This is a genomic window from Luteimonas notoginsengisoli (assembly GCF_042648885.1).
Taxonomy (GTDB): domain Bacteria; phylum Pseudomonadota; class Gammaproteobacteria; order Xanthomonadales; family Xanthomonadaceae; genus Luteimonas; species Luteimonas notoginsengisoli.
Genome location: NZ_JBHRYF010000008.1, coordinates 169,973 through 189,542 on the forward strand (window position 1 = coordinate 169,973; position 19,570 = coordinate 189,542).

19 protein-coding genes are annotated in these 19,570 nt (G+C 70.3%); 9 read left to right on the plus strand and 10 right to left on the minus strand.

Features of this window, described 5'->3' with window-relative positions:
* The first annotated feature begins 85 nt into the window (after positions 1-85).
* Both ACFOM9_RS08680 and ACFOM9_RS08685 read left to right on the plus strand, forming a co-directional pair.
* Entirely contained in the window at positions 86-568 is a 483-nt protein-coding gene (locus ACFOM9_RS08680) for a YajQ family cyclic di-GMP-binding protein (RefSeq protein WP_386709055.1), read from the plus strand.
* Between the two features lie 100 nt (positions 569-668).
* Positions 669-1,199, plus strand: coding sequence for a DUF1415 domain-containing protein (locus ACFOM9_RS08685; protein ID WP_386709058.1), 531 nt, complete (start codon positions 669-671; stop codon positions 1,197-1,199).
* A 132-nt stretch (positions 1,200-1,331) separates the two neighbouring features.
* Here the strand turns inward: ACFOM9_RS08685 and ACFOM9_RS08690 are convergent, their stop codons facing one another.
* Entirely contained in the window at positions 1,332-2,030 is a 699-nt protein-coding gene (locus ACFOM9_RS08690) for a pseudouridine synthase (protein ID WP_386709061.1), read from the minus strand.
* Positions 2,027-3,091, minus strand: a complete 1,065-nt coding sequence (locus ACFOM9_RS08695; RefSeq protein WP_386709064.1) for a class I SAM-dependent methyltransferase — start codon at positions 3,089-3,091, stop codon at positions 2,027-2,029. The genes ACFOM9_RS08690 and ACFOM9_RS08695 overlap by 4 nt, the downstream gene beginning before the upstream one ends.
* 160 nt (positions 3,092-3,251) lie before the next feature.
* Here ACFOM9_RS08695 and ACFOM9_RS08700 point away from each other — a divergent pair, with 160 nt between their 5' ends.
* Positions 3,252-3,512 carry a hypothetical protein gene (locus tag ACFOM9_RS08700; protein ID WP_386709067.1) on the plus strand — a complete coding sequence of 87 codons (261 nt, stop codon included), beginning with the start codon at positions 3,252-3,254 and terminating at the stop codon, positions 3,510-3,512.
* Positions 3,513-3,526: 14 nt separating this feature from the next.
* Here the strand turns inward: ACFOM9_RS08700 and ACFOM9_RS08705 are convergent, their stop codons facing one another.
* Together ACFOM9_RS08705 and ACFOM9_RS08710 are read right to left on the minus strand one after the other, a co-directional pair.
* Positions 3,527-4,099: a hypothetical protein gene (locus ACFOM9_RS08705; protein WP_386709070.1), complete on the minus strand. Its 573-nt coding sequence runs from the start codon at positions 4,097-4,099 to the stop codon at positions 3,527-3,529.
* On the minus strand, positions 4,096-4,698 hold the full coding sequence (locus tag ACFOM9_RS08710; protein ID WP_386709073.1) for an RNA polymerase sigma factor: 603 nt from the start codon (positions 4,696-4,698) through the stop codon (positions 4,096-4,098). Before ACFOM9_RS08710 ends, ACFOM9_RS08705 begins: the two co-directional genes overlap by 4 nt.
* A gap of 143 nt (positions 4,699-4,841) precedes the next feature.
* On the opposite strand from ACFOM9_RS08710, the gene ACFOM9_RS08715 reads away from it, so the two are divergent.
* On the plus strand, positions 4,842-5,168 hold the full coding sequence (locus ACFOM9_RS08715) for a hypothetical protein (RefSeq protein WP_386709076.1): 327 nt from the start codon (positions 4,842-4,844) through the stop codon (positions 5,166-5,168).
* A 180-nt stretch (positions 5,169-5,348) separates the two neighbouring features.
* Here ACFOM9_RS08715 and ACFOM9_RS08720 read toward each other — a convergent pair whose 3' ends face one another.
* Both ACFOM9_RS08720 and ACFOM9_RS08725 read right to left on the minus strand, forming a co-directional pair.
* Positions 5,349-7,877 (minus strand): ABC transporter permease, encoded by a 2,529-nt coding sequence (locus tag ACFOM9_RS08720; RefSeq protein WP_386709079.1) that lies wholly within the window; start codon positions 7,875-7,877, stop codon positions 5,349-5,351.
* Positions 7,874-8,575: an ABC transporter ATP-binding protein gene (locus ACFOM9_RS08725; RefSeq protein ID WP_386709081.1), complete on the minus strand. Its 702-nt coding sequence runs from the start codon at positions 8,573-8,575 to the stop codon at positions 7,874-7,876. Before ACFOM9_RS08725 ends, ACFOM9_RS08720 begins: the two co-directional genes overlap by 4 nt.
* A gap of 193 nt (positions 8,576-8,768) precedes the next feature.
* Here ACFOM9_RS08725 and ACFOM9_RS08730 point away from each other — a divergent pair, with 193 nt between their 5' ends.
* Complete coding sequence (locus tag ACFOM9_RS08730) at positions 8,769-9,443, plus strand: arylesterase (protein ID WP_386709085.1); 675 nt, start codon at positions 8,769-8,771, stop codon at positions 9,441-9,443.
* Between the two features lie 340 nt (positions 9,444-9,783).
* Here ACFOM9_RS08730 and ACFOM9_RS08735 read toward each other — a convergent pair whose 3' ends face one another.
* The 4 genes from ACFOM9_RS08735 to ACFOM9_RS08750 all read right to left on the minus strand — a co-directional run bounded on the left by ACFOM9_RS08735 (position 9,784) and on the right by ACFOM9_RS08750 (position 12,932).
* Positions 9,784-10,500 carry a M23 family metallopeptidase gene (locus ACFOM9_RS08735; RefSeq protein WP_386710954.1) on the minus strand — a complete coding sequence of 239 codons (717 nt, stop codon included), beginning with the start codon at positions 10,498-10,500 and terminating at the stop codon, positions 9,784-9,786.
* Between the two features lie 7 nt (positions 10,501-10,507).
* Positions 10,508-11,470, minus strand: coding sequence for a L,D-transpeptidase family protein (locus tag ACFOM9_RS08740; RefSeq protein WP_386709088.1), 963 nt, complete (start codon positions 11,468-11,470; stop codon positions 10,508-10,510).
* A 68-nt stretch (positions 11,471-11,538) separates the two neighbouring features.
* The gene (locus ACFOM9_RS08745; protein ID WP_386709091.1) at positions 11,539-12,216 is read right to left on the minus strand and encodes a murein L,D-transpeptidase catalytic domain family protein; all 678 of its coding nucleotides are present in this window, start codon (positions 12,214-12,216) and stop codon (positions 11,539-11,541) included.
* Positions 12,217-12,269: 53 nt separating this feature from the next.
* On the minus strand, positions 12,270-12,932 hold the full coding sequence (locus ACFOM9_RS08750; protein ID WP_386709094.1) for a DsbA family oxidoreductase: 663 nt from the start codon (positions 12,930-12,932) through the stop codon (positions 12,270-12,272).
* 164 nt (positions 12,933-13,096) lie between these two features.
* On the opposite strand from ACFOM9_RS08750, the gene ACFOM9_RS08755 reads away from it, so the two are divergent.
* The 4 genes from ACFOM9_RS08755 to ACFOM9_RS08770 all read left to right on the plus strand — a co-directional run bounded on the left by ACFOM9_RS08755 (position 13,097) and on the right by ACFOM9_RS08770 (position 19,561).
* Positions 13,097-15,673, plus strand: coding sequence for a hypothetical protein (locus ACFOM9_RS08755; RefSeq protein WP_386709097.1), 2,577 nt, complete (start codon positions 13,097-13,099; stop codon positions 15,671-15,673).
* Positions 15,674-15,908: 235 nt separating this feature from the next.
* A complete protein-coding gene (locus ACFOM9_RS08760) occupies positions 15,909-17,807 on the plus strand; it encodes a sulfotransferase (protein WP_386709100.1) in 1,899 nt (632 codons plus the stop codon).
* A gap of 82 nt (positions 17,808-17,889) precedes the next feature.
* On the plus strand, positions 17,890-18,465 hold the full coding sequence (locus tag ACFOM9_RS08765) for a DUF3016 domain-containing protein (RefSeq protein ID WP_386709103.1): 576 nt from the start codon (positions 17,890-17,892) through the stop codon (positions 18,463-18,465).
* Positions 18,466-18,646: 181 nt separating this feature from the next.
* Positions 18,647-19,561, plus strand: coding sequence for a cation diffusion facilitator family transporter (locus ACFOM9_RS08770; RefSeq protein WP_386709106.1), 915 nt, complete (start codon positions 18,647-18,649; stop codon positions 19,559-19,561).
* The last annotated feature ends 9 nt before the right edge of the window (positions 19,562-19,570 follow it).

A 19,570-nucleotide genomic window follows, 5' to 3' on the forward strand; every position in this document is an offset into this window, starting at 1 on the left:
GATGCACCCGTTCGCGTGACCGACGGTACGGACCGCGCGGCACATGCGCTAACCTGCCCTGCCCTTCTTCCGCTGCAGCCAGCCCATGCCTTCTTTCGATATCGTTTCCGAAGTCGACACCCACGAGCTCACCAACGCCGTCGACCAGGCCAACCGCGAACTGACCACCCGCTTCGACTTCAAGGGTGTGGACGCCAGCTTCGAGCGCAACGACAACGTCATCAGCCAGTCGGCGCCGAGCGAATTCCAGCTGCAGCAGATGACCGACATCCTGCGCGCACGGCTTGCGGCGCGGAAGATCGATGCGCGCTGCCTGGAATTCGGCGACGTCGAGACCAACCTGGCCGGCGCGCGCCAGAAGGTCACCGTGCGCCAGGGCATCGAGCGTGAGCTGGCGAAGAAAATCCAGGGCGCGCTCAAGGACGCCAAGCTCAAGGTCGACAGCCAGATCAACGGCGACAAGCTGCGCCTCACCGGCAAGAAGCGCGACGACCTGCAGGCGGCGATGGCGCTGCTGCGCGGCCAGGAATTCGAGCTGCCGCTGCAGTTCGACAATTTCCGCGACTGACCCCCCCTGGTAGGAGCGGCGGAAGCCGCGAGCTTCTGGGCTCCGGTGAGGAAAAGCTCGCGGCTTCCGCCGCTCCTACAAACGGATGTGAGACACCCCATTGCACGATCCCATCGAAGACACCCGCCGCTGGATCGAACGCGCCGTCATCGGCCTGAACCTGTGTCCCTTCGCCAAGGCGGTCGTCGCCAAGGCGCAGGTGCGCTACGTACTCAGCGACGCCGTCAGCCCTGAAGCGCTGCTGGAAACGCTCGGTGAGGAGCTGCTGCGCCTGCGCGACGCGCCGGCGGAGGAAATCGACACCACGCTGATCGTGCATCCGCAGGTCCTGGGCGATTTCCTCGACTACAACGATTTCCTCGAGGACGCCGACGCGCTGGTCGAGCAACTCGGGCTCGACGGCGAACTGCAGGTGGCCAGCTTCCATCCGCAGTACCAGTTCGCCGGCAGCGCACCCGACGACATCGCCAATGCCACCAATCGCTCACCCTGGCCCACCCTGCACCTGCTGCGCGAGGACAGCGTGGCGCGCGCGGTGGCGGCATTCCCGGATCCGGACGCGATCATCGATCGCAACATCGCCACGCTGGAGAAGCTGGGGCGCGAGGGTTGGGAAAACCTGATGTCGTGACCCGCGGTTGATCCCGTGGGAGCGGCTTCAGCCGCGAGCTCTCGGTTCTTCTTCATGTCGCCAGAAAAGCTCGCGGCTGAAGCCGCTCCCACATGTGCGGTGCTGGCGCGGCCTGCAGGGGCGCAGGCCGGCCTACGAGAACAATCGCTCCCGGTCTTCCGGCCCAAGCGCGCGCCACGCGCCCTCGGCCAGGCCGTCCAGCGCCAAACCGCCGATGCGGCTGCGGTGCAGCGTGTCGACGTGGTTCCCCACCGCGGCGAACATCCGTCGCACCTGGTGGTAGCGGCCCTCGTGCAGCGTGAGCCGTGCGCGCACCGGCGACAGCACTTCCAGTTCCGCCGGCAGCAACGGGGTCTTCTCGGACTCGAGCATCAGCGTGCCGCTGGCGAAGATCGCGCCTTCGTCGCCGCACAGCGGCTGCGCGAGCGTGGCCTCGTAGACTTTCGGCAGCCTGGATTTCGGCGAAATGATCCGGTGCAGCAGCGCGCCGTCGTCGGTCATCAGCAACAGGCCGCTCGTGTCGCGGTCCAGGCGCCCGATCGTGGACAGCTGCGGCGAGCGCCGCGCGAAACGCGGCGGCAACAAGTCGTGGACCAGGCGCCCGCGGTCCTTGGTCGAACACGTGGTGCCGACCGGCTTGTGCAGCATCAGCAGCAGGCCGGCGGGAGGATCCAGCGGCTCGCCATCGACACGCACGTCATCGTGGCGCGGCTCGTCGTCCGCGTACAGGATGTCGCCCTGCGCGTCGGTGACGCGGCCTTCGCGGATCAGGGCGGTGACGTCGCGGCGGCTGCCGTAGCCCAGGTTGGCGATGGTGCGGAGCAGCTTCATCGCGGCGCGCGCGCGGAAGCGCCCCCGGCCTTCACCGCTTCGACCACCTTGAACCCGTCGCGCTGCGCGACCAGGCGAGTGCCGCCGAAACTGGCGTCCAGCACTGCTTCGTACGGCAGGTGCCGGTTGGCGACCAGCCACAGGCGCCCGCCCGGCTTGAGCGCCTCGGCGGCCACGGCGATGAAGCGCCGGCCGATGTCCGGGCGCGCGGCGTTGCCCTGGGCGTGGAACGGGGGATTGCTGACGATCGCGTCGAAGCGCTGCGGCAGGCCGGTGGTCACGTCGTGCCAGTGGAATCCCAGCGCGGCGCGCTGCGCGAACGGCGCGAGGTTGACCCGCGCCAGTTCCAGCGCGCGCGCCTCGGCCTCGTACAGGTCGAGGGCGGTGATGCCGGGGCAGCGCTGCAGCAGTTCCGCCGCCAGGTAGCCCCAGCCGGCGCCGAGGTCGGCGGCATGGCCGCGCAGGTCGTCCGGCAAGTGTTCGGCCAGCAGCGCGGAGGCGGGATCGATGCGGTCCCAGGCGAAGACCCCGGGACGGCTGCGGAAACGACCGCCCGCGATGGGCCGCGGCGCATCCAGCGCGCGCCACTGCGCGGCGAGCGCAGCATCGCCGCCGGCCGCGCCCGGCCGGGTCCAGAACACCCGGCACTTGTGCTTGGATCGCGACACCAGCGGTCCGGCGATGCGCGCGAGATCGGCCTCGTGCGATTTCGCGCCGGCATCGTTGGCGGCACTGGCGATGATGGTCCCGCCCGGCTGCCGGCGCGCGAGCGCGGCGGCGAACAGCGCGCGCGCCTCGTCACGCTGGCGCGGCGGCAGCAGCAGCACCAGCGGGTACCTGGCGTCGTCGGGCGCGCGCGGTTCGAATCCGGAGCGCTGCAGCGCCTCGGCGTCGGGCCGGAAACCCTGTTCGCAGACCAGGCCGGGGAGCGCATGTTCGTGCAGCGGCCATCCGTCGCGGGCGCGCAGGAACAATGCCCCGCCGCCAGGCCAGGCCAGCGTGCCGTCGGCGAAGGGCAGCATCAGCGCCTGCAGGGCGGGATCGGCTTGCGTTGCGGTCATGGGGCGCGCACGGGCGGGAGCATGGGCGGAAGCGGGGACGCAATTCTAGTGCCTGCCGCCGGCGCGCACGGCGATGGCTGAATCCGAATGCCGGCTTCATCGACAACGAACGCGGCCGGCGGCACGATGGCCGCATCATCCCAAGGCACCGGAGACAGCGATGCGTGCACTTTTCGTCGGCGGCACCGTGGACAACAGCGAACTGGACATCGATGGCGACGAGGCGCCGCTGAACTATCCGCCCAGCACCGGCAGCGGCCAGTCGCGCTACCGCCTCCACCACGTCGGCAAGCACGGCGACCGGGCGGTGTACGCGGTCTACGGCGCGCCGGACCTGGCCGACGCGGAAGTTCGCCGCATCAGCGAAGAGCGCGACTACGCGCGCCGCTTCGATGCCGGGAGCGTCGATAACGTGACGTAACGCTCAATCGGCGATCAGGCCGGTCGCCTGTGGCGAGAGTCGTGGCCCGCAAGGGCCCGCAGCCGACCAAGCGACCAGGACAGGCCGAGGCATCCTGCCAGCAGCGCCACCCATTGCACGCCCTGCGCGCCAATGGCGGCCTGCAGTTGCGTGAACACGCGCGCGCCGTACACGAATCCCACCACCACCGCGCCGAGCACGAACGCGGCCACGAGAGCGCGCAGCAGTACGCGCTCGAGCAAGGGATCGGCTGCCGCGGCGGGGACTGCGGTCGGCGCTGGCGCCTGGGCCAGCGTCTCGGCCATGCGCGCCATGCGCACGGCGAAGTCGGGCGGCAGGTCCACGGGCGGCGGGCGGCGCAGCGCCTGCGCGATGCGCCGGTACGCATCGGCCGCAACGGCGTCCGCAGCGATCGATGGAGACGCCGCGGCGTCGATCCCGCTGGAAGCACCGCGGACGATCCCGGTGACCGCAGGCGCATTCCACGCGGCATCGGCATCGGCTGCCTGCCGTCGTCCGCGCTCCTGCACTTCCCATTCGTGCGCTTCCCGTTCGCCCCTGTCATGGTCCGGTCCGGGCATGCTCATGCGGTGACTCCGATGCTTGACTCCAGCAGCGCGCGCAGTCGCTTGCGGCTGCGGAACAGATGGCTCTTGATGGTGCCTTCGGCGATCCCGGTGATGCGTGAAATCTCGGGGATCGGGACTTCTTCGAGGTGATGCAGCGTCAGCAGCGTGCGCTGCAGCGGTGGCAGCGCTTCGATTGCCGCGTGCAGGTGGCGATTGACGTCGTCATCGGCGATCGCCGCCGCAAGATCGTGGTCGTCGCCCAACGTCTCGGCCAGCGCCAGGCCGTCGCCATCGATCGATTCGGCCAGCGGAATGCGCCTTCGTTCGAGGTGCCGCTTGGCGACGGAGTAAGCCACCTGCGCGATCCATGATTTCAGCGGTGCGTCGAAACGGTACTGGTGCAGGTAGCGATGCACCCGAAGAAACGTCTCCTGGCACAGCTCGCGGGTGTCTTCGGGGTGGCGAACCATGCGCTGCACAACGTGCCAGCACAGGCCCTGGTGCTCGCGCACCAGCTGTTCGAACGCGCCCGGGGCGCCGGCAAGCACGCCTTCGACCAGCGCGCGGGCTTCCGCCGCCGCTTCCGCGGCCGGGTCGATGGAGAGGGCTGCCTGCATGCCGATGGAGATACGCCGACCGTCACGATGGTTGCAAGCCCGGGTTCCGGCCGCCGAACTCCCGGCCAGGTGCAACCGCCTCCGGAATCGCCGTATCCAAGGTCCTCGCAAGCCCCGACCACAAACCTGGAACCCGACCCGCCATGAACCTCGAAATCCTCATCCCGATCACCCTGTTCGTCTGCGTCGCATACGCGATCAAGGCCGTCGTCGATGCCCGCGTGCGCCGGCAGATGGTCGAATCCAACGGCTCCGAGGCGCTGGTGCAGTCGATCCTCGAGGGCGACGAGTTGCGGCGCCGCCATGGCTCGCTGCGCTGGGGCATCGTGCTGCTGGCGCTGGCCGCCGGCTTCGGCATCGTCCAGGGCAGCGGCTGGACCGAGCCCAACGCGGGCGTGTTCGCGGTGCTGCTCGGAGCGGTGGGACTGGGCAACCTGGCTTATTACCTCGCCAGCCGCCGACTGAAGTAGCGGTCGGCGCGACGATCGCATGCCGGAGGCCGGTGAACCTCGCTGCAAGCGGCGCCGCGCCGCGCTGCAGCGGGGCTGGCGATCCGCGATGCCGATGCGCGAGGTTCCGCGCTGTGCGCGGAATGGCGGTCCGTTCGAGTGACCGCGCCGTGGGGTGACGGCGCTACCTGCCCGGAGGCGTCAGCCCTCAATCCCGCGCAGATTCTCCGACGGCGGCGCGTTGACGACGCGGCGCGTGGCGAACAGGCCTGCCGCAAGCGCCGCCGCGGTGCCCAGCGCGCCGCCGGCCGCGGCCATCACCCAGTTCGGCTTCCATGGCAGGTCGAACACCTCGCGCGCCACCACGCCCGACAGCACCGAGGCCGCGATCGCCGCGACCAGCCCGGCCAGCAGGCCGATCGCCGCGAACTCCGAGGCCTGCGCCAGCCGCAGCTGCAGGCGACTGGCGCCGAGCACGCGCATCACCCCGCCCTCCTGCAGGCGCTCGTCCTGGCTGGCGCCGATCGCGGCCAGCAGGACCAGCACGCCGGCGGCAAACGCGAACCAGAACACCACCTGCACCACGGTCGAAACCTGGTCGCCGATGCTGCGCACCTGCTTGAGCACCGCGTCGATGTCGATCACCGACAGGTTCGGGAAGCGCTGCACCAAGCCGGCGGTGAAGCGCGGCCTTGATGCCGGCACGCTGACCGCGGTGATGTAGCTCGCTGGATAGCCGTCCAGCGCACCGGGCGAGGCGAGCACGAAGAAGTTGGGCCGGAAGCTCTCCCAGTCGATGCTGCGCAGGCTGGTGATGCGACCTTCGAAGCGTTGGCCGGCGATGTCGAACGCAATGCGGTCGCCGAGCTTCCAGCCCAGCGACTGCGCGAAATTCTCCTCGACCGACAGTTCCGGCTGCGCCGGCGTCGCCTTGCCCCAGAACCTACCGGAGACGACCTTGTTGTCGTGGCCCAGCGCATCGGCGAACGACAGGTTGAATTCGCGCTCGGCGCGGCGCCTGGCCTGCTGCCCATCGCCACCCTCGTCCTCGACGCGATCGGCCACGGTCTCGCCGCGCACCGGCTTGCCGTTGCGTTCGAGCAGGCGCGCACGAACCATCGGTACGAGCGTCGGCGCGGCCAGCCCCTGCGCGGCGATGAACTCGCGCACCGGCTGCACCTGGTCGGACTGCACGTTGATGATGAAGCGGTTGGGCGCGTCCTGCGCCAGCGACAGCTGCCAGCGGTCGAGCAGGTCGGTGCGCACGAAGGTCAGCAGCAGCAATGCCATCAGCCCAAGGCCGAGCGCGGTGACCTGCGCGATGGAGGTGCCGGCGCGGCGGCTGACGTTCGCCAGCCCGTAACGCAGCGCGCCGCGCAGGCGCGAGCGCATCCGCCGCACCAGCGCGATCATCACCCAGGCCAGCAGCGCAAGCGCGGCGAACGCGGCGGCGATGCCGCCCAGCATCGCGCCGCCGAGCGTGGCCGAGCCGGCCTTCCACCACACCAGCGCGGCCAGCCCGATGAAGCCCGACAGCAGCACCGCCCACGCCGCGGGTTCGGCGCGGTCGAGGTCGCGTCGCAGCACGCGCAGCGCCGACACCCGGCGCAGCGCCAGGACCGGCGGCGCGGCGAACGCCAGCAGCACGGTCATGCCCACCGCCACTCCTTCCAGCGCCGGCAGCCATCCGGCGGGCGGGATCGACAGGCCGAGCGCCTGCTCAAGCCATGCGCCCACCGCCCACTGCAGCGCGAACGCGATCGCAACGCCCAGCGCGGAGGCCAGCAGGCCGAGCAGCGCCATCTCGCCGACGTGGATGCCCACCAGCGTGCGCTGGCTGGCGCCCAGGCAACGCATCACCGCCGCGCCGGAAAGATGGCGCTCGCCGTGGCGGCGCGCGGCCATCGCCACGGCGACGGCGGCCAGCACCACCGACACCAGCGCGGCCAGGCCGAGGAAGCGGCCGGCGCGGTCGAGTGCGGAGCGGATTTCGGGGCGCGCGTCGGCGATGGTTTCCAGCCGCTGCCCACGATCGAGCCCGGCCTTCGCGGTAGTGGTGAAGCGTTCGACCGCGGCCGCGTCGCCAGCCACCACCAGCCGGTAGCGCACGCGGCTGCCTTCCTGCACCAGGCCGGTCGCCGGCAGGTCGGCGAGATTGAGGAACACCTTCGGCGCGACGTTGAAATAGTCCATCGCCGCGTCGGGTTCCTGCACCACCAGCGCGGCGAGCGTCAGTCGCGACTGCCCGATCGATACCGCGTCGCCGATGTGCGCGCCGAGCAGGTCGGCGCCGGCGCGGCTCATCCACAGGGTGCCGGGCGCAGGAATGCCGTCGGCTTCGTGCTCGCCGCGCGGATCGTCGACCACGAAGCGGCCGCGCAGCGGGAAGCCCTCGCCCAGCGCACGCAGGTCGCCGAGACGCAGGTTGGCGTCGTCGCCTTCGCCGACGCGGACCATGCTGCTGAACTCCACCGTTTCGGCGTTCGCCAGCCCTAGCGCGTCCGCGGCCTCGCGCAGCGTCCGGGAGATCGGCTGGTCGCCGCGCACCACGGCGTCGCCGCCGAGCAGGCGATTGGCCTCGATCGCCAGCGCGCGCTCGGCGCGATCGGTGACGAAGCCGATCGCGGTCACCGCGACCACCGCCAGGGTCAGCGCGGCGATCAGGATGCGGATGTCGCCCGACGCCAGGTCACGGCGCAGCTGCCGCCACGCCAGCCGCAGCAGCTTCACGCGTCCACCAGCCGGCCGCCGTCGAGCCGCAGCACGCGGCTGCAGCGCGCGGCGAGGTGTTCGTCGTGCGTCACCAGCACCAGCGTGGTCCCGGCGTCGGTGTTCATCGCGAACAGCAGCTCGATCACCGCCTCGCCGGTGTGCGTGTCGAGGTTGCCGGTGGGCTCGTCGGCCAGCAGCAGCGAGGGGCCGGTGACGAAGGCGCGCGCCAGTGCCACGCGCTGCTGCTCGCCGCCGGAAAGCTGGCGCGGGTAGTGCGTCAGTCGTTCGGCCAGGCCGACCTTCGCCAGGGTCGCGCGCGCGGGGCCTTCGGCGTCGGCGTCGCCACGCAGTTCCAGCGGCAGCATCACGTTTTCCAGCGCGGTCAATGACGGCAGCAGCTGGAAGCTCTGGAACACGAAGCCGACTTTGTCCGCGCGCACCTTCGCGCGGCCGTCCTCGTCGAGCGCGGACATCGCCGCGCCGTCCAGCCGCACCTCGCCACTGCTGGGCACGTCCAGCCCGGCCATCAGCGACAGCAGCGTGCTCTTGCCCGAGCCCGACGCGCCGACGATGGCGACGCTGTCGCCAGCAGCGATGGCAAAGCCGATGTCGTCGAGGATGGTCAGCTCGCCCGAGGGCAGCGGCACGCGCTTGCCCAGGGCGGTGACTTCAAGGGCCGGGCGGGCGTTCGTATCGAGGGAAGCGGCGTCGGGCATTGGGAATCCAGTGGGAGAAAGTCGTACCGGCATCCTTGCCGCACCGCATTGTCGCCCGCCCGATCTTGAAACTGCGGCCATCCGGCGCCATCGATATCCTGCACGCGGTGTCCATGCCGCGCGTCGAGGCGCATGGAACTGCATCGTTGCCGAACCATGGATCCACATGGATCCAGCCACCAGGAATCGATCGATGAAGCATTCTTATGCAGGCCGCGGGCCGCGCTTTCAATGGGCCATTGGTTTGCTGGCCCTGCTCGCCGCGCTGCCCGTCCTTGCGCAGGACGCGCCCCGGCCAACGCCCGGCACGCCGCCGACGGTACTGGTGATGGGCGATTCGCTGTCCGCCGGCTACGGACTCTCCGCCGAACAGGGGTGGGTTGCGCTGCTTGCACGCAGGGTCGACTCCGACAAGCCCGGCTGGCGGGTGGTCAACGCCAGCATCAGCGGCGAGACCACCGCTGGCGGATCGTCGCGGATCGTGCGCGAGGTGCTGCGGGTGAAGCCCGCCGTGGTGGTCATCGAACTGGGCGCCAACGACGGCCTGCGGGGCCTGCCGCTGCGCGAGATGCGCCATAACCTGGCGCGCATGATCGGCGCCTCGCAGTACGTGGGCGCTAAGGTCCTGCTGGTCGGCATGCGCATCCCGCCCAACTATGGCGCCGACTATGCCAACGGCTTCGAACGGGTCTACCGCGACCTCGCCGCGCACTTCGACATCACGCTGCTGCCGTTCCTGCTCGAACCGATCGCCGCCGACCGCGGCAACTTCCAGGACGACAACCTGCATCCGGTCGCAGGCGCGCAGCCGGCGCTGCGCGACCACGTGTGGAAATCGCTGTCCCCGCTGCTGCAGAAGCCGCAATAAGATCCTACGCCACGCCGTGTGCGCGGCGAAGCCGCTAGCTCGGTCCAGCGCGCAGCGGCGAATCGCTCCGTTCGGCGATTCCGTACTGCCCCACTGGGAGCGGCTGCAGCCGCAGGCTCCCTCGGTTGCTCCTCGTGAGACGACAGGTTGGCTGCGAGGGACTTGCCGGCCTACCGGTGATTCGGCCGTCACCCTCCACACGCCGGGCAGCGTATCCGGTCCTCCAGCGCTGCTGCCTTGCGTTCCTCGGCGCACGATGGACGCGAGAACGCGCAGATGCGGGACAGAACGCGCGGCTGGACCGCTCCTGCAGACTCCCGAGTTCGGAAGGTTCGCTGTCTCAGCGTGCGCTTGCGCGCAGCAGCGGATACGGATTGATGGCGGTCCCCTCCCACCACCGCTTCTCCGGGCCCAGCAGGAAGATTGCGAAGTGCAGGTGCGGCGCGGAGGCATTCGCATTGCCGGTGCTGCCGACGTAGCCGATCACCTCGCCCCGCCGGATCCGCTGCGTCTCGTGCAATCCCGGGGCGTAGGACTGCAGGTGCGCGTAGTAGTACGCATAGCGGCCGCTGGGCTCGAACTGGTAGACCGTCAGGCCGCCACGGTCGCTGGTGAACAGCTTCTCGACCTGGCCGTCGGCGACCGCGAGCACCGGCGTCCCCGCCGGCGCCATGATGTCGATCGCATCGTGGCTGCGGCCCTCGCTGCGGGCGTCCGTGTAGGTGTCGACGAGCGCGTCCGCGGCGACGCCTCGGACCGGCATGATCAATCCAGCCGAATTCGAGGCGGCGGCGCCCACGGCGCCGACGGGCGCCGGCGACGAGTCAGGACGCGTGGACCGCGGCGTCTGCGCGCCCGATCCATGTTCGTGCGTCGGATTTGCCGCCACGCTTGCAGCGTCGCCGGGATCGACCCTGTCGCCCTTCGCCACGCGCTCCGCCGGCTCCGCGCGGGCGTCTCGCTGCATGCCGGCGTCCCGCGCCGAGCGGGTCATCGCGAAGTACACGACGTTCGCACCCACCAGCACGCCGATCAGCAGGATCAGCAGCGCGCGCAGCACGCAGCTACTCCTGCAACACGGCCGGCGTTCCCGGCGCCACCGAATCCGACAGCAGCTTCGCCGACCAGTTGGTCAGCCGGATGCAGCCGTGCGATTCGGTCTTGCCGATCTTCGACGGCTCGGGCGTGCCATGGATGCCGTAGTGCGGCTTGGACAGGTCGATCCAGACCACGCCGACCGGATTGTTCGGCCCCGCGGCCAGGGTGGCCTTCTCGTCCTTGGCTTCGGCGTCCCAGAACAGCTCCGGGTTGTAGTGGAACTTCGGGTCGCGCGCAACGCCCTGGATCTTCCACTCGCCGACCGGCAGCGGGTCGTGCTCGCTGCCGGTCGAAGCCGGGAACAGCGCCATCACCTTGCCCGCGGCGTCGAGCATCGCCACGCTGGAATCCGACTTGTCGACCACCACCTTGGCGGCCTTCCCCGGCGCCGCGACGCCGGCGACGTTCGGCACCACGATGGTCGTGCCCGCCTTGGCGAAGTCCGCGTCGGGATTGAGCCGCTGCAGGAGCTTCGGACTGGCGTGGAATTTCTCCCCGAGCAGTTCCAGCGCCGACTCGAAGCCCAGCGCCGGGAGGCCAGCCTTGGCGGCCGTGTCTTCGGGCAGCTTCGCGAACGGACCGGCGACGTCTTCGGCCGCGATCGTGTAGTCGATCAGCACGTCGGGCGCGCCTGCGTTGAGCGCCTGCCAGGTCGGCGCATCGAGCTCGCCGCTTGCATCGAGGTCGCGGCTGCGCTGGAAGGCGCGGATCGCGCGCGTGGTGTTGGAGCCGGCGCCGCCGTCGATTTCACCCGGCGAGAACAGCGCGCGATCCAGCAGCACCTGCGCGCGCAGGATGGCCGTGTCGCCCGCCGTGGCCTCCGCGGAGTTGACCGCCGCAGGCGTCAGCGCGTCGGCAGCGACGGACAGGCCGGGCAGCGCGCACAGCGCGACGACCAGGGGGGCGATGCGAAACATGTGTCGGCTCATCGAAGCGGTCCTGCATGACGGTGGACCGATGCTGCCCAGTCGGGCCGCACACGATGCGTGAAGGCGTCCTAGTGCGCGCCGCCGCGTTCAGGCTTGTCGCAATGCAGGTAACGCGAACCATTCAGCCACGCGGCGTCTTCGGCGTAGGCGAAGACCAGCTGCCCCTGCTTGAGGCTGTCGATCACGCCCTGCGCCACCGACTTGCGCACCGCCGGGCATCCCCAGCTGCGACCGAGCCGGCCCTGCCTGCGTGCCTGCGCCGGATCGACGTAGTCCGCCCCGTGCATCACCAGCAGGCGCTCGCGCGCGTTGTCGTTGATGCCTGGCTCCAGCCCGTCCAGCCGCAGCGAGTAGCCGTTTTCGCCCTGGTAGGTCTCGGCGGCGACGAACAGCCCGATGCTCGACTGGTAGCTGCCTTCGATGTTGGAAAAGCGCGTGGCCATGTTGCCGCCGCTGCCGCGTCCATGGGCCACGTGCTCCTCGTACAGCAGCGTGGCCTTGCGCAGATCGAAGATCCACAACCGCTTGTCCGTCGACGGCAGGGTGTAGTCGATGACCGCCAGTCGCTGGGGACGGTCCACCGCTGCGTCCGACATCGCGCAGTCGCGCGCTTCCAGCGCCAGCGCCAGCACTTTCGGATCGATGTCCGGCGCCGCCGCCAGCAGGCGCGGCAACAGGTCCTGCGCCAACGCCGGTGCGAACACGGACGGCAGCAGCAGGCAGGCGGTGATCAGGGCCAGGCGCATCGCACGAGCATATCGCGCGCGCGACGGTCGCAGGCGGCGCATCCGGTTCGCGCTCAGGCCCCGGCCGCGACCTGCCGCAGCGCGCGTTCGAAGACGTCGACCGGCTGGCCGCCCTGTACCAGATGGCGGTTGTTTAAGATCACAGAGGGCACCGCGCTGATGCCGCTGTCGGTGTAGTGGCGCTCGCGCTCGCGCACCGCGTCGGCGTATTTGTCCGAAGCAAGGATCGCCCGCGCACGCGCGCCGTCGAGCCCGGACGATTCGGCCAGCCGCGCCAGCGTGTCGTGGTCGGAGACGTTCTCGCCGTCGCCGAAGTAGGCGACCAGCAGCGCATGCTTGAGCGCACGCTGCTGCGCCTGCCCTTCCAGCCCGGCCCAGTGCAGCAGGCGGTGGGCATCGAAAGTGTTCCAGACGTGCCGTCGGCGATCCATATCAAAGCGGAAGCCGAGCTCGGCCCCGCGGGCGCGGATCGCCTCGCCATTCTGCCTGGCCTGCGCTTCGCTCATGCCGTACTTGGCGGTGAGGTGCCCGATCGCGTCCTCGCCCTCGGCGGGCATGTCCGGGTTGAGCTCGAAGGGTTGGAAGTGCAGTTCGACCGGGACGTCGCCGACGCGCGCGATCGCCTGTTCCAGCGCCTGCAGCCCGATCGCGCACCACGGACAGGACACGTCGGACACGAAATCGATGCGGATCGGGGGAGTGGCGGCGTCAGCCATGGCGGAATCCTCGGTCATCGGCTTCAGGAAATGCGCCTGAAGTGGCAGTAATCAAGCCATATCCGGATCCTAGGGTCGGCCCGCGCTGGGGCCGGCCCCGGGTTGTCGGGGCTCCATACGGCCGGGTATCTGTTCGCCTGTCATCTTCATGCCAGGGGAATGCCATGAACTTCCGCGTCGATGTCCCGACCAGCGACCTGTCCGCCCGCTATGGCGAAATGGGCACGCAGGAGCCTGCGCAGTCGGCAGCAGACGACCGTGGCAGGTCCGTCGAGACCCAGGCTGCTGCGTCGCCGACCCTCGATGGCGCGGCGCCCCGCCCGTTGCCAACGGCCGACAGCGCGATCGCCCGCCAGCAGTTCACCCATCGCCTGCAGGCGGACATTGCCGCCGGCACACAAACCCACGCGCAGGCCGCCTCCGCCCAGCCGCGGGTCGAGGTCGCCACCTCCGGCAGCACGACGCCGATGGTGTGGAATGACTACTCGGTCTTCGTCACCCATCAAGCGGCGCTGCGCCACGGCTCGCTGGACGTCGCGCAGTCGCAGCTGCACGGCGAGATCTCCACCCTGCTGATGCGCGCCGCGCCGGCGCCTGCATGCGGGCTGCTGACGTTCTCGCCGGCCGCTCTGGGCACGCTGGCCTCGGTGGCCGGCAACGTGGCCACGCTTCCGGCACCGCTGCTGGCCGGCGCCACCCGCTTCGTCAACACCGCGGTCGACGCCATCCAGCAGCAACATCGCCTCGCGCAGTCGCTGGACACGCTGCAGGCGATGTCCAGGCCGGAGCCGCCGCCGCTGACCGTGCAGGAGATGAAGGACCAGCTGTGGATGGAGCTGAAGATCCCGGAAAAGGCCTTCAAGAAGATGAGCGAGGCCGAGGTCCGCGCCAAGTACGACGAACTGATGGGCGCGATGGCAGGCCCGGCCGGCAGCCACAAGACCAAGGTGGGCAAGTACAAGGTCGAGTTCAGCGTCGATGGCAACGGCAACGTCACCGACTGCAAGGTCAAGAAGAAGGGGTTCTTCGGCAGCCTGTTTTCCGGCATCGGCAGCTTCTTCGGCAAGTTCGGCAAGACGCTGCTGGCGGTCTGCAGCTTCATCCCGATCCCGTGGATCGCGATCCCGGCGCGCATCATCAGCGGCGTGATCGCGGTGGTCGATGGGGTCAAGAACAAGAACTTCCTGCAGGCCGTGATCGGCGTGGCGGGCGCGGTCGCCGGCGGCGCCGGTGCGATCGCCGGCAAGGCGGTGTCCGGCGTCGCCGCGGGCGTGGCCAAGGTCGCCGGCATGGTCGGCAAGGCCGCGCAGGGGGTGCAGGCCGGGGTGCAGGCGATCAAGTCCGGCAACGTGATGGGCGTGGTCTCCGCGACCGCTTCGCTGGTGGGCTCGGCCGCAGGCGTCATCGGCGACGCCGCCGACGCGGTGGCCGACGTCGCCACCAGGGTCGGCCAGTGGTCGAACCGCGTGCTGGTCGGCGAGCAGGTCTACGTCAGCATCAAGAACGGCGAGTTGGTCAGCGCCGTGGACAAGGCCGCCGGCCTGGTCGCGGACGTGGCCGGCGACATCAAGGGCGGCGACAGGGTTGCCGACATCGCGCGTCGGGTACAGGCCAACGCCGGCCAGTTGGACCAGGTGGTGGACGTGGTCGACGACATCCGCCACGGCGACATCGCCGGCGCGCTGGCCGGCGGCGCGCGCGTCTACACCGCGCTCGACACTGCCTTCGGTACCGGTTCGGCCGAGGGGAAAACACCGGACGTGGCGCGCTACCTGCAGTACGCAGGCACGGCGGTGGAAGTCGGCACGCACGTGGCCCGCGGCCAGTACCAGGCAGCGTTCGAACAGGCCTCTGCCCTGGCTGGCACCGTCGCCACGCAAGAATTCGACGGCAGCGGCTTCGACCCCAACACCGGCTGGCCGGCCACCGTGCAGCAGTGGCTCGACAACGGCGCGAAGGTGGTGGGCATCGTCGAGGACATCCGCGCCGGCCGCATCGAGCAGGTGTTCGACGTCGCGCCGGGCGTGGTCAACGACATCGCCTGGGACTTCGCGAACTCCGGCCTGGTGCGCGCGCCCGCAGCGGGTTCGACCCACGATGACTGGGAAATCGGCCGCCAGATCGAGACCTGGAGCCGCCGTGGCGAGAACGCCTGGGAGATCGTCGGCCAGGTCCGCAACGGTGAGTATGTCGACGCCGCACGCCAGGCCGTGGCGCTGGGCGCGGACATCGCCGGCAATGCGGACGCCGGCTGGGCCACGACGGCGCAACGCGTCATCGACTACGCGGGCGAGGCGATGCAGGTCGGCCGCGACGTGGCCGGTGGCCGCATCGACACCGCGCTCGACGGCACCGCCGTGCTGGCCGCGCAGATCGCGTCCGAACTGGCGCCGCCGGATTCGAAGGCCGCGCGAGTGCTGCAGGACATCAGCGTGTGGAGCGGCCGCGGCGCCGACGCCTGGCGCATCAGCCGCGAAGTTGCCGCCGGCGACTACGAAGGCGCGGCGCTGGGCGGGCTGGAACTCGGGATCGACCTCGGCGGCGGCATCGGTGCCGGCTGGGGCGACGACGCGCGGCTGCACGGCGGCCGCCTGATCGAAACCGGCTTCGACTTCGGCCGCGCGCTCGACGGCCGCGACGTGCTTCGCATCCTGTCCAGCGCCGGAGAGTTCGGTGATGCGCTGCACGACGCGGTGCAGCGCCTGCAGCCGGACGACGACGCCCTGCCACGCGCGGCCTGATCCACCTGCCCCAAGGGCGGTAGCCGCCCGTGGGCAGCGCGCATGCGCCGACCCACCGGGTGACGGCTGCATGCAGTCGTGACCAGGTACGAGCAGCGTGACCACGCCGCCGATGCAGGGAGCCGAGCAGCGGGCTCACCACCGCGCAGGCATCGCGGCAGGCAAGGGGATTCCAGGCGGTCGGTTAAGATCGCGCCACGCCGCAACTCCATTGCGGGCTCGAATCCACGCCGCGATGAAACTGCAGTTTCCGTTCATGCAATTGCCGATCCAGCTCGACGCCGACGCGCTGGCGAGCGAGGTGCTGGCGCTCGATGCCTCGTGCTGGCGCGCCCGCATGGGGGGCGTCGCCGGGAACAGCGCGCTGCCGCTGATCACCACCGGGGGCGCGGTCGAGAGCGACGAACTCGGCGGCGACATGCGCCCGACGCCCTGGCTCCAGCGCTGCCCCTACATCATGCAGGTCATGGAGGCGCTCGGCGCGACCTGGGGACGCTCGCGCCTGATGCGCCTGTCCGGCCGTTCCCAGCTCGCTGCGCACGTCGACACGAATTACTACTGGCAGGAGCGCATGCGCGTCCACGTGCCGATCGTCACCACGCCCGCGGTGCGGTTCCACTGCGGCGATGCCGATGTGAACATGGGCGCCGGCGAGTGCTGGATCTTCGACACCTGGCGGCGCCATGGAGTGGTCAACACCGGCGACGTCGACCGCATCCACCTGGTGATGGACACCGTGGGCGGCGAAGGCTTCTGGAAGCAGGTCGCCGAGGGCGCGCGGCCGGTGGGCGTTGCCGGCCTGCCCGAACACCCGTGGAATCCGCGCTTCGTCGCCTACGACCGCAGCGCCGCGACGCCAGCGCTGGATTTCGAATCGTGCAACGTGCCGGTGGTGATGACGCCGTGGGAGGTGCGCGAGCACGTGTCCTTCCTGCTGCGCGAAGCCGTGCCCGATCCGCGCCTGGCGGCGATCCAGCGTGCGTTGTCGACATTCACCCGCCACTGGCAGGCGGCGTGGGCGTGCCATGGCGAGGATCACTCGGGTTGGCCGCGCTACCGCGCGCTGCTGCAATCGCTGCAGGCCGAACTGGTGGCGCTGGGCGTCGGCCAGATCGGGTTGCGCAACGAAACCGGCCTGCTGCACGCGCTGTCGGCCTGCCTGTTCGACGTAGCCCTGGCCGACGGCGCCAACGGCGAGGCGCGTCGCGACCACCATGGCGCGGCGAGCCAGGCGAATCCCACGCCGGCCACGCCGCGTGGAGAAGGCACGGAGCAGCCCGACTTCGCGCTCGACCGCCCGGTGTTCATCATCAGTCCGCCGCGCTCGGGTTCGACCCTGCTGTTTGAAACCCTGGCATCGGCGCCGGACGTATTCACCATCGGCGACGAAAGCCACGGCCTGTTCGAAGGCATCGCCGCGCTCGATCCCGCGCAGCGCGGCTTCGACTCCAACCGCCTGCTGGCAAGCGACGCCGACGACGGTGTGATCACGCAGCTGCGCCAGGGCTTCCGGGCCGCGCTGCGCGACCGCGAACGCCGCCGGCCGGCGTCGGACCCGGTCCGAATGCTGGAGAAGACGCCGAAGAACGCGCTGCGCATCCCGCTGTTGCGCCGGGTCTTCCCCGACGCTCGTTTCATCTACCTGCACCGCGACCCGCGCCAGACGCTGGGCAGCATGCTCGACGGCTGGCAGTCCGGCGGGTTCCGCACCTATCCGGCGCTGCCAGGCTGGCAGGGACCGCCCTGGTCGTTCCTGTTGGTGCCCGGCTGGCGCGAGCTGTCGGGCAAGCCGCTCGAAGCGATCGTCGCCGCGCAGTGGGCGCGGACCAGCCAGATCCTCCTCGACGACCTGGATGCTCTGCCGGCCGAGGACTGGATCGGCGTGGACTACGAGCGCTTCGTCAGCGATCCGCAGGCCGAAACCACCCGCCTCTGCCGGTGGGCCGGCTTCGGCTGGGACGTCACGCTGGGCGAACGCCTGCCGTTGTCGCGCTACACCCTGACGCCGCCGGACGCCGGCAAGTGGCGCCGCCACGCCGCCCTCATCGAACCCGCGCTCGCGGGCCTGCAGCCGCTGGTCGCGCGCGCGCGCGAGGCCTCGCGCCACCAGGCCGGCACGTCGGTGCCTTCGTAGCACGGCGCCGCTGCGATCGCGGCGGTTTGCATCGGCCGCGCGACGGGACGAAGATCGACTTTCGTTCCAGGAGGGACATCGCATGAACGCCACCATCCCGACCGCCTGGCTGCTCGCGAGCCTGCTCGCCGCCGGCAGCGCCGCGGCCAAGCTTTCCGACGTCACCGATCCCCAGGCGCCGCGCAGCCTGCCTGCCGATGGCCAGGTCGACGTGCAATGGACGGATCCGGCGCAGTTCTCCGAAATCCTCCACAGCGGCAACCGCTGGGAGGCGCGTCGCGGCGACTGGGTACAGGACCTGGCGCAATACCTGCGCGAGCGCGCCGCCAGGCAGTTGCCGGCCGGCCAAAGGCTCGATGTCACGATCACCGACATCGAGCGCGCCGGCGATTTCGAACCCGGGCGCGGCGCCCGCGCCGACTCGATCCGCTACATGCGCGACATCTACCCGCCGCGCATCGCGCTGGACTTCAGGCTGCTCGGCGCCGGCGGCGACGTGCTCGCGCAGGGCTCGCGCAAGCTGTCGGACCTGGGCTACCTGCAGCGCGGCCTGCGATCGACCGACACCGATCCGCTGCGCTACGAGAAGCAGCTGATCGACGACTGGCTGCGCGAGGAGTTCGGCAAGCCGCGAACCGCGGCCACCCCGGCTCCCTGAAGTCCTCTCCTTCGAGAAAACGGCTGGGTGGAAAGGCTTTGTGCTGCAGCCGACAAATCCGCGGTTGCCGCACCAATGACTGCCGCCGAAACCTGAGCGGCCGCGATTCGCTGCGCGCGACGCCATGTCGCCAGCGCGCGCAACGCGGTTTCGCTAGAGTATCGCCGTCCCTCTTCCCGCCATGGCGATGACCCGCGGCTCCGATCCCGCTTCCTCCCAGTCTCCCGCGCACTCGACGATCTACCGGCTCGCGCTGGGCAGCATCGGCATCGGCCTGCTGGTGCTGGGGCTCAAGTTCCTGGCCTGGAAGCTGACCGGCAGCGTGGCGCTGTATTCCGACGCGCTGGAAAGCATCATCAACGTCGCCACCGCCATTGCCGCGTTCATCGCGATCCGGGTGAGCGCGATGCCGGCCGACGACAACCATCCCTACGGCCACACCAAGGCGGAATATTTCTCCGCCGTGCTCGAGGGCGTGCTGATCATCCTAGCCGCGCTGGCGATCCTGCGCGAGGCGTGGCGCGGCTTCATCGCACCCGAGCCGATCGACGCTCCGCTGCTCGGCCTGGCGATCAGCAGCCTGGCGACGCTGATCAACCTGGGGTGGGGAATGCTGCTGATCCGACGCGGCCAGCGGCTGCGTTCGCCGGCGCTGGCGGCCGACGGCAAGCACCTGATGACCGACGTGTGGACTTCGGCGGGCGTGATCGTCGGCGTCGCCCTGGTCGCGGTGACAGGCTGGGCCCGGCTCGACCCGGCGATCGCCGCACTGGTGGCGCTCAACATCCTGTGGGCCGGGTGGAAGATCATGCAGGACAGCGTCGCCGGGCTGATGGATGCCGCGCTGCCGCCGGAGGCCGTCGCCCGCATCGAGGCGATCATCGCCGCCACCCGCGGGCCGACCAACGACGTCCACGACCTGCGCACGCGCCACGCCGGGCGCCTGACGTTCATCGACTTCAGCCTGCGCGTCCCCGGTACGATGAGCGTCGACGACTCGCACGCGGTGTGCGACGACCTCGAGGACGCGCTTCGTCGCGAGTTCCCGGAATCGTCGATCACCATCCACGTCGAGCCGCGCGGGCGCGCGCATTGAACGTCGTCC

Coding starts and splice junctions, on each gene's coding strand:
- ACFOM9_RS08760 (WP_386709100.1), top strand. CDS start 15,909: ATGAAACTGCAGTTTCCGTTCATGCAATTGCCGATCCAGCTCGACGCC.
- ACFOM9_RS08710 (WP_386709073.1), bottom strand. CDS start 4,698: ATGCAGGCAGCCCTCTCCATCGACCCGGCCGCGGAAGCGGCGGCGGAA.
- ACFOM9_RS08730 (WP_386709085.1), top strand. CDS start 8,769: ATGAAGCATTCTTATGCAGGCCGCGGGCCGCGCTTTCAATGGGCCATT.
- ACFOM9_RS08740 (WP_386709088.1), bottom strand. CDS start 11,470: ATGAGCCGACACATGTTTCGCATCGCCCCCCTGGTCGTCGCGCTGTGC.
- ACFOM9_RS08695 (WP_386709064.1), bottom strand. CDS start 3,091: ATGACCGCAACGCAAGCCGATCCCGCCCTGCAGGCGCTGATGCTGCCC.
- ACFOM9_RS08700 (WP_386709067.1), top strand. CDS start 3,252: ATGCGTGCACTTTTCGTCGGCGGCACCGTGGACAACAGCGAACTGGAC.
- ACFOM9_RS08715 (WP_386709076.1), top strand. CDS start 4,842: ATGAACCTCGAAATCCTCATCCCGATCACCCTGTTCGTCTGCGTCGCA.
- ACFOM9_RS08745 (WP_386709091.1), bottom strand. CDS start 12,216: ATGCGCCTGGCCCTGATCACCGCCTGCCTGCTGCTGCCGTCCGTGTTC.
- ACFOM9_RS08755 (WP_386709097.1), top strand. CDS start 13,097: ATGAACTTCCGCGTCGATGTCCCGACCAGCGACCTGTCCGCCCGCTAT.
- ACFOM9_RS08680 (WP_386709055.1), top strand. CDS start 86: ATGCCTTCTTTCGATATCGTTTCCGAAGTCGACACCCACGAGCTCACC.
- ACFOM9_RS08705 (WP_386709070.1), bottom strand. CDS start 4,099: ATGAGCATGCCCGGACCGGACCATGACAGGGGCGAACGGGAAGCGCAC.
- ACFOM9_RS08765 (WP_386709103.1), top strand. CDS start 17,890: ATGAACGCCACCATCCCGACCGCCTGGCTGCTCGCGAGCCTGCTCGCC.
- ACFOM9_RS08725 (WP_386709081.1), bottom strand. CDS start 8,575: ATGCCCGACGCCGCTTCCCTCGATACGAACGCCCGCCCGGCCCTTGAA.
- ACFOM9_RS08690 (WP_386709061.1), bottom strand. CDS start 2,030: ATGAAGCTGCTCCGCACCATCGCCAACCTGGGCTACGGCAGCCGCCGC.
- ACFOM9_RS08750 (WP_386709094.1), bottom strand. CDS start 12,932: ATGGCTGACGCCGCCACTCCCCCGATCCGCATCGATTTCGTGTCCGAC.
- ACFOM9_RS08770 (WP_386709106.1), top strand. CDS start 18,647: ATGGCGATGACCCGCGGCTCCGATCCCGCTTCCTCCCAGTCTCCCGCG.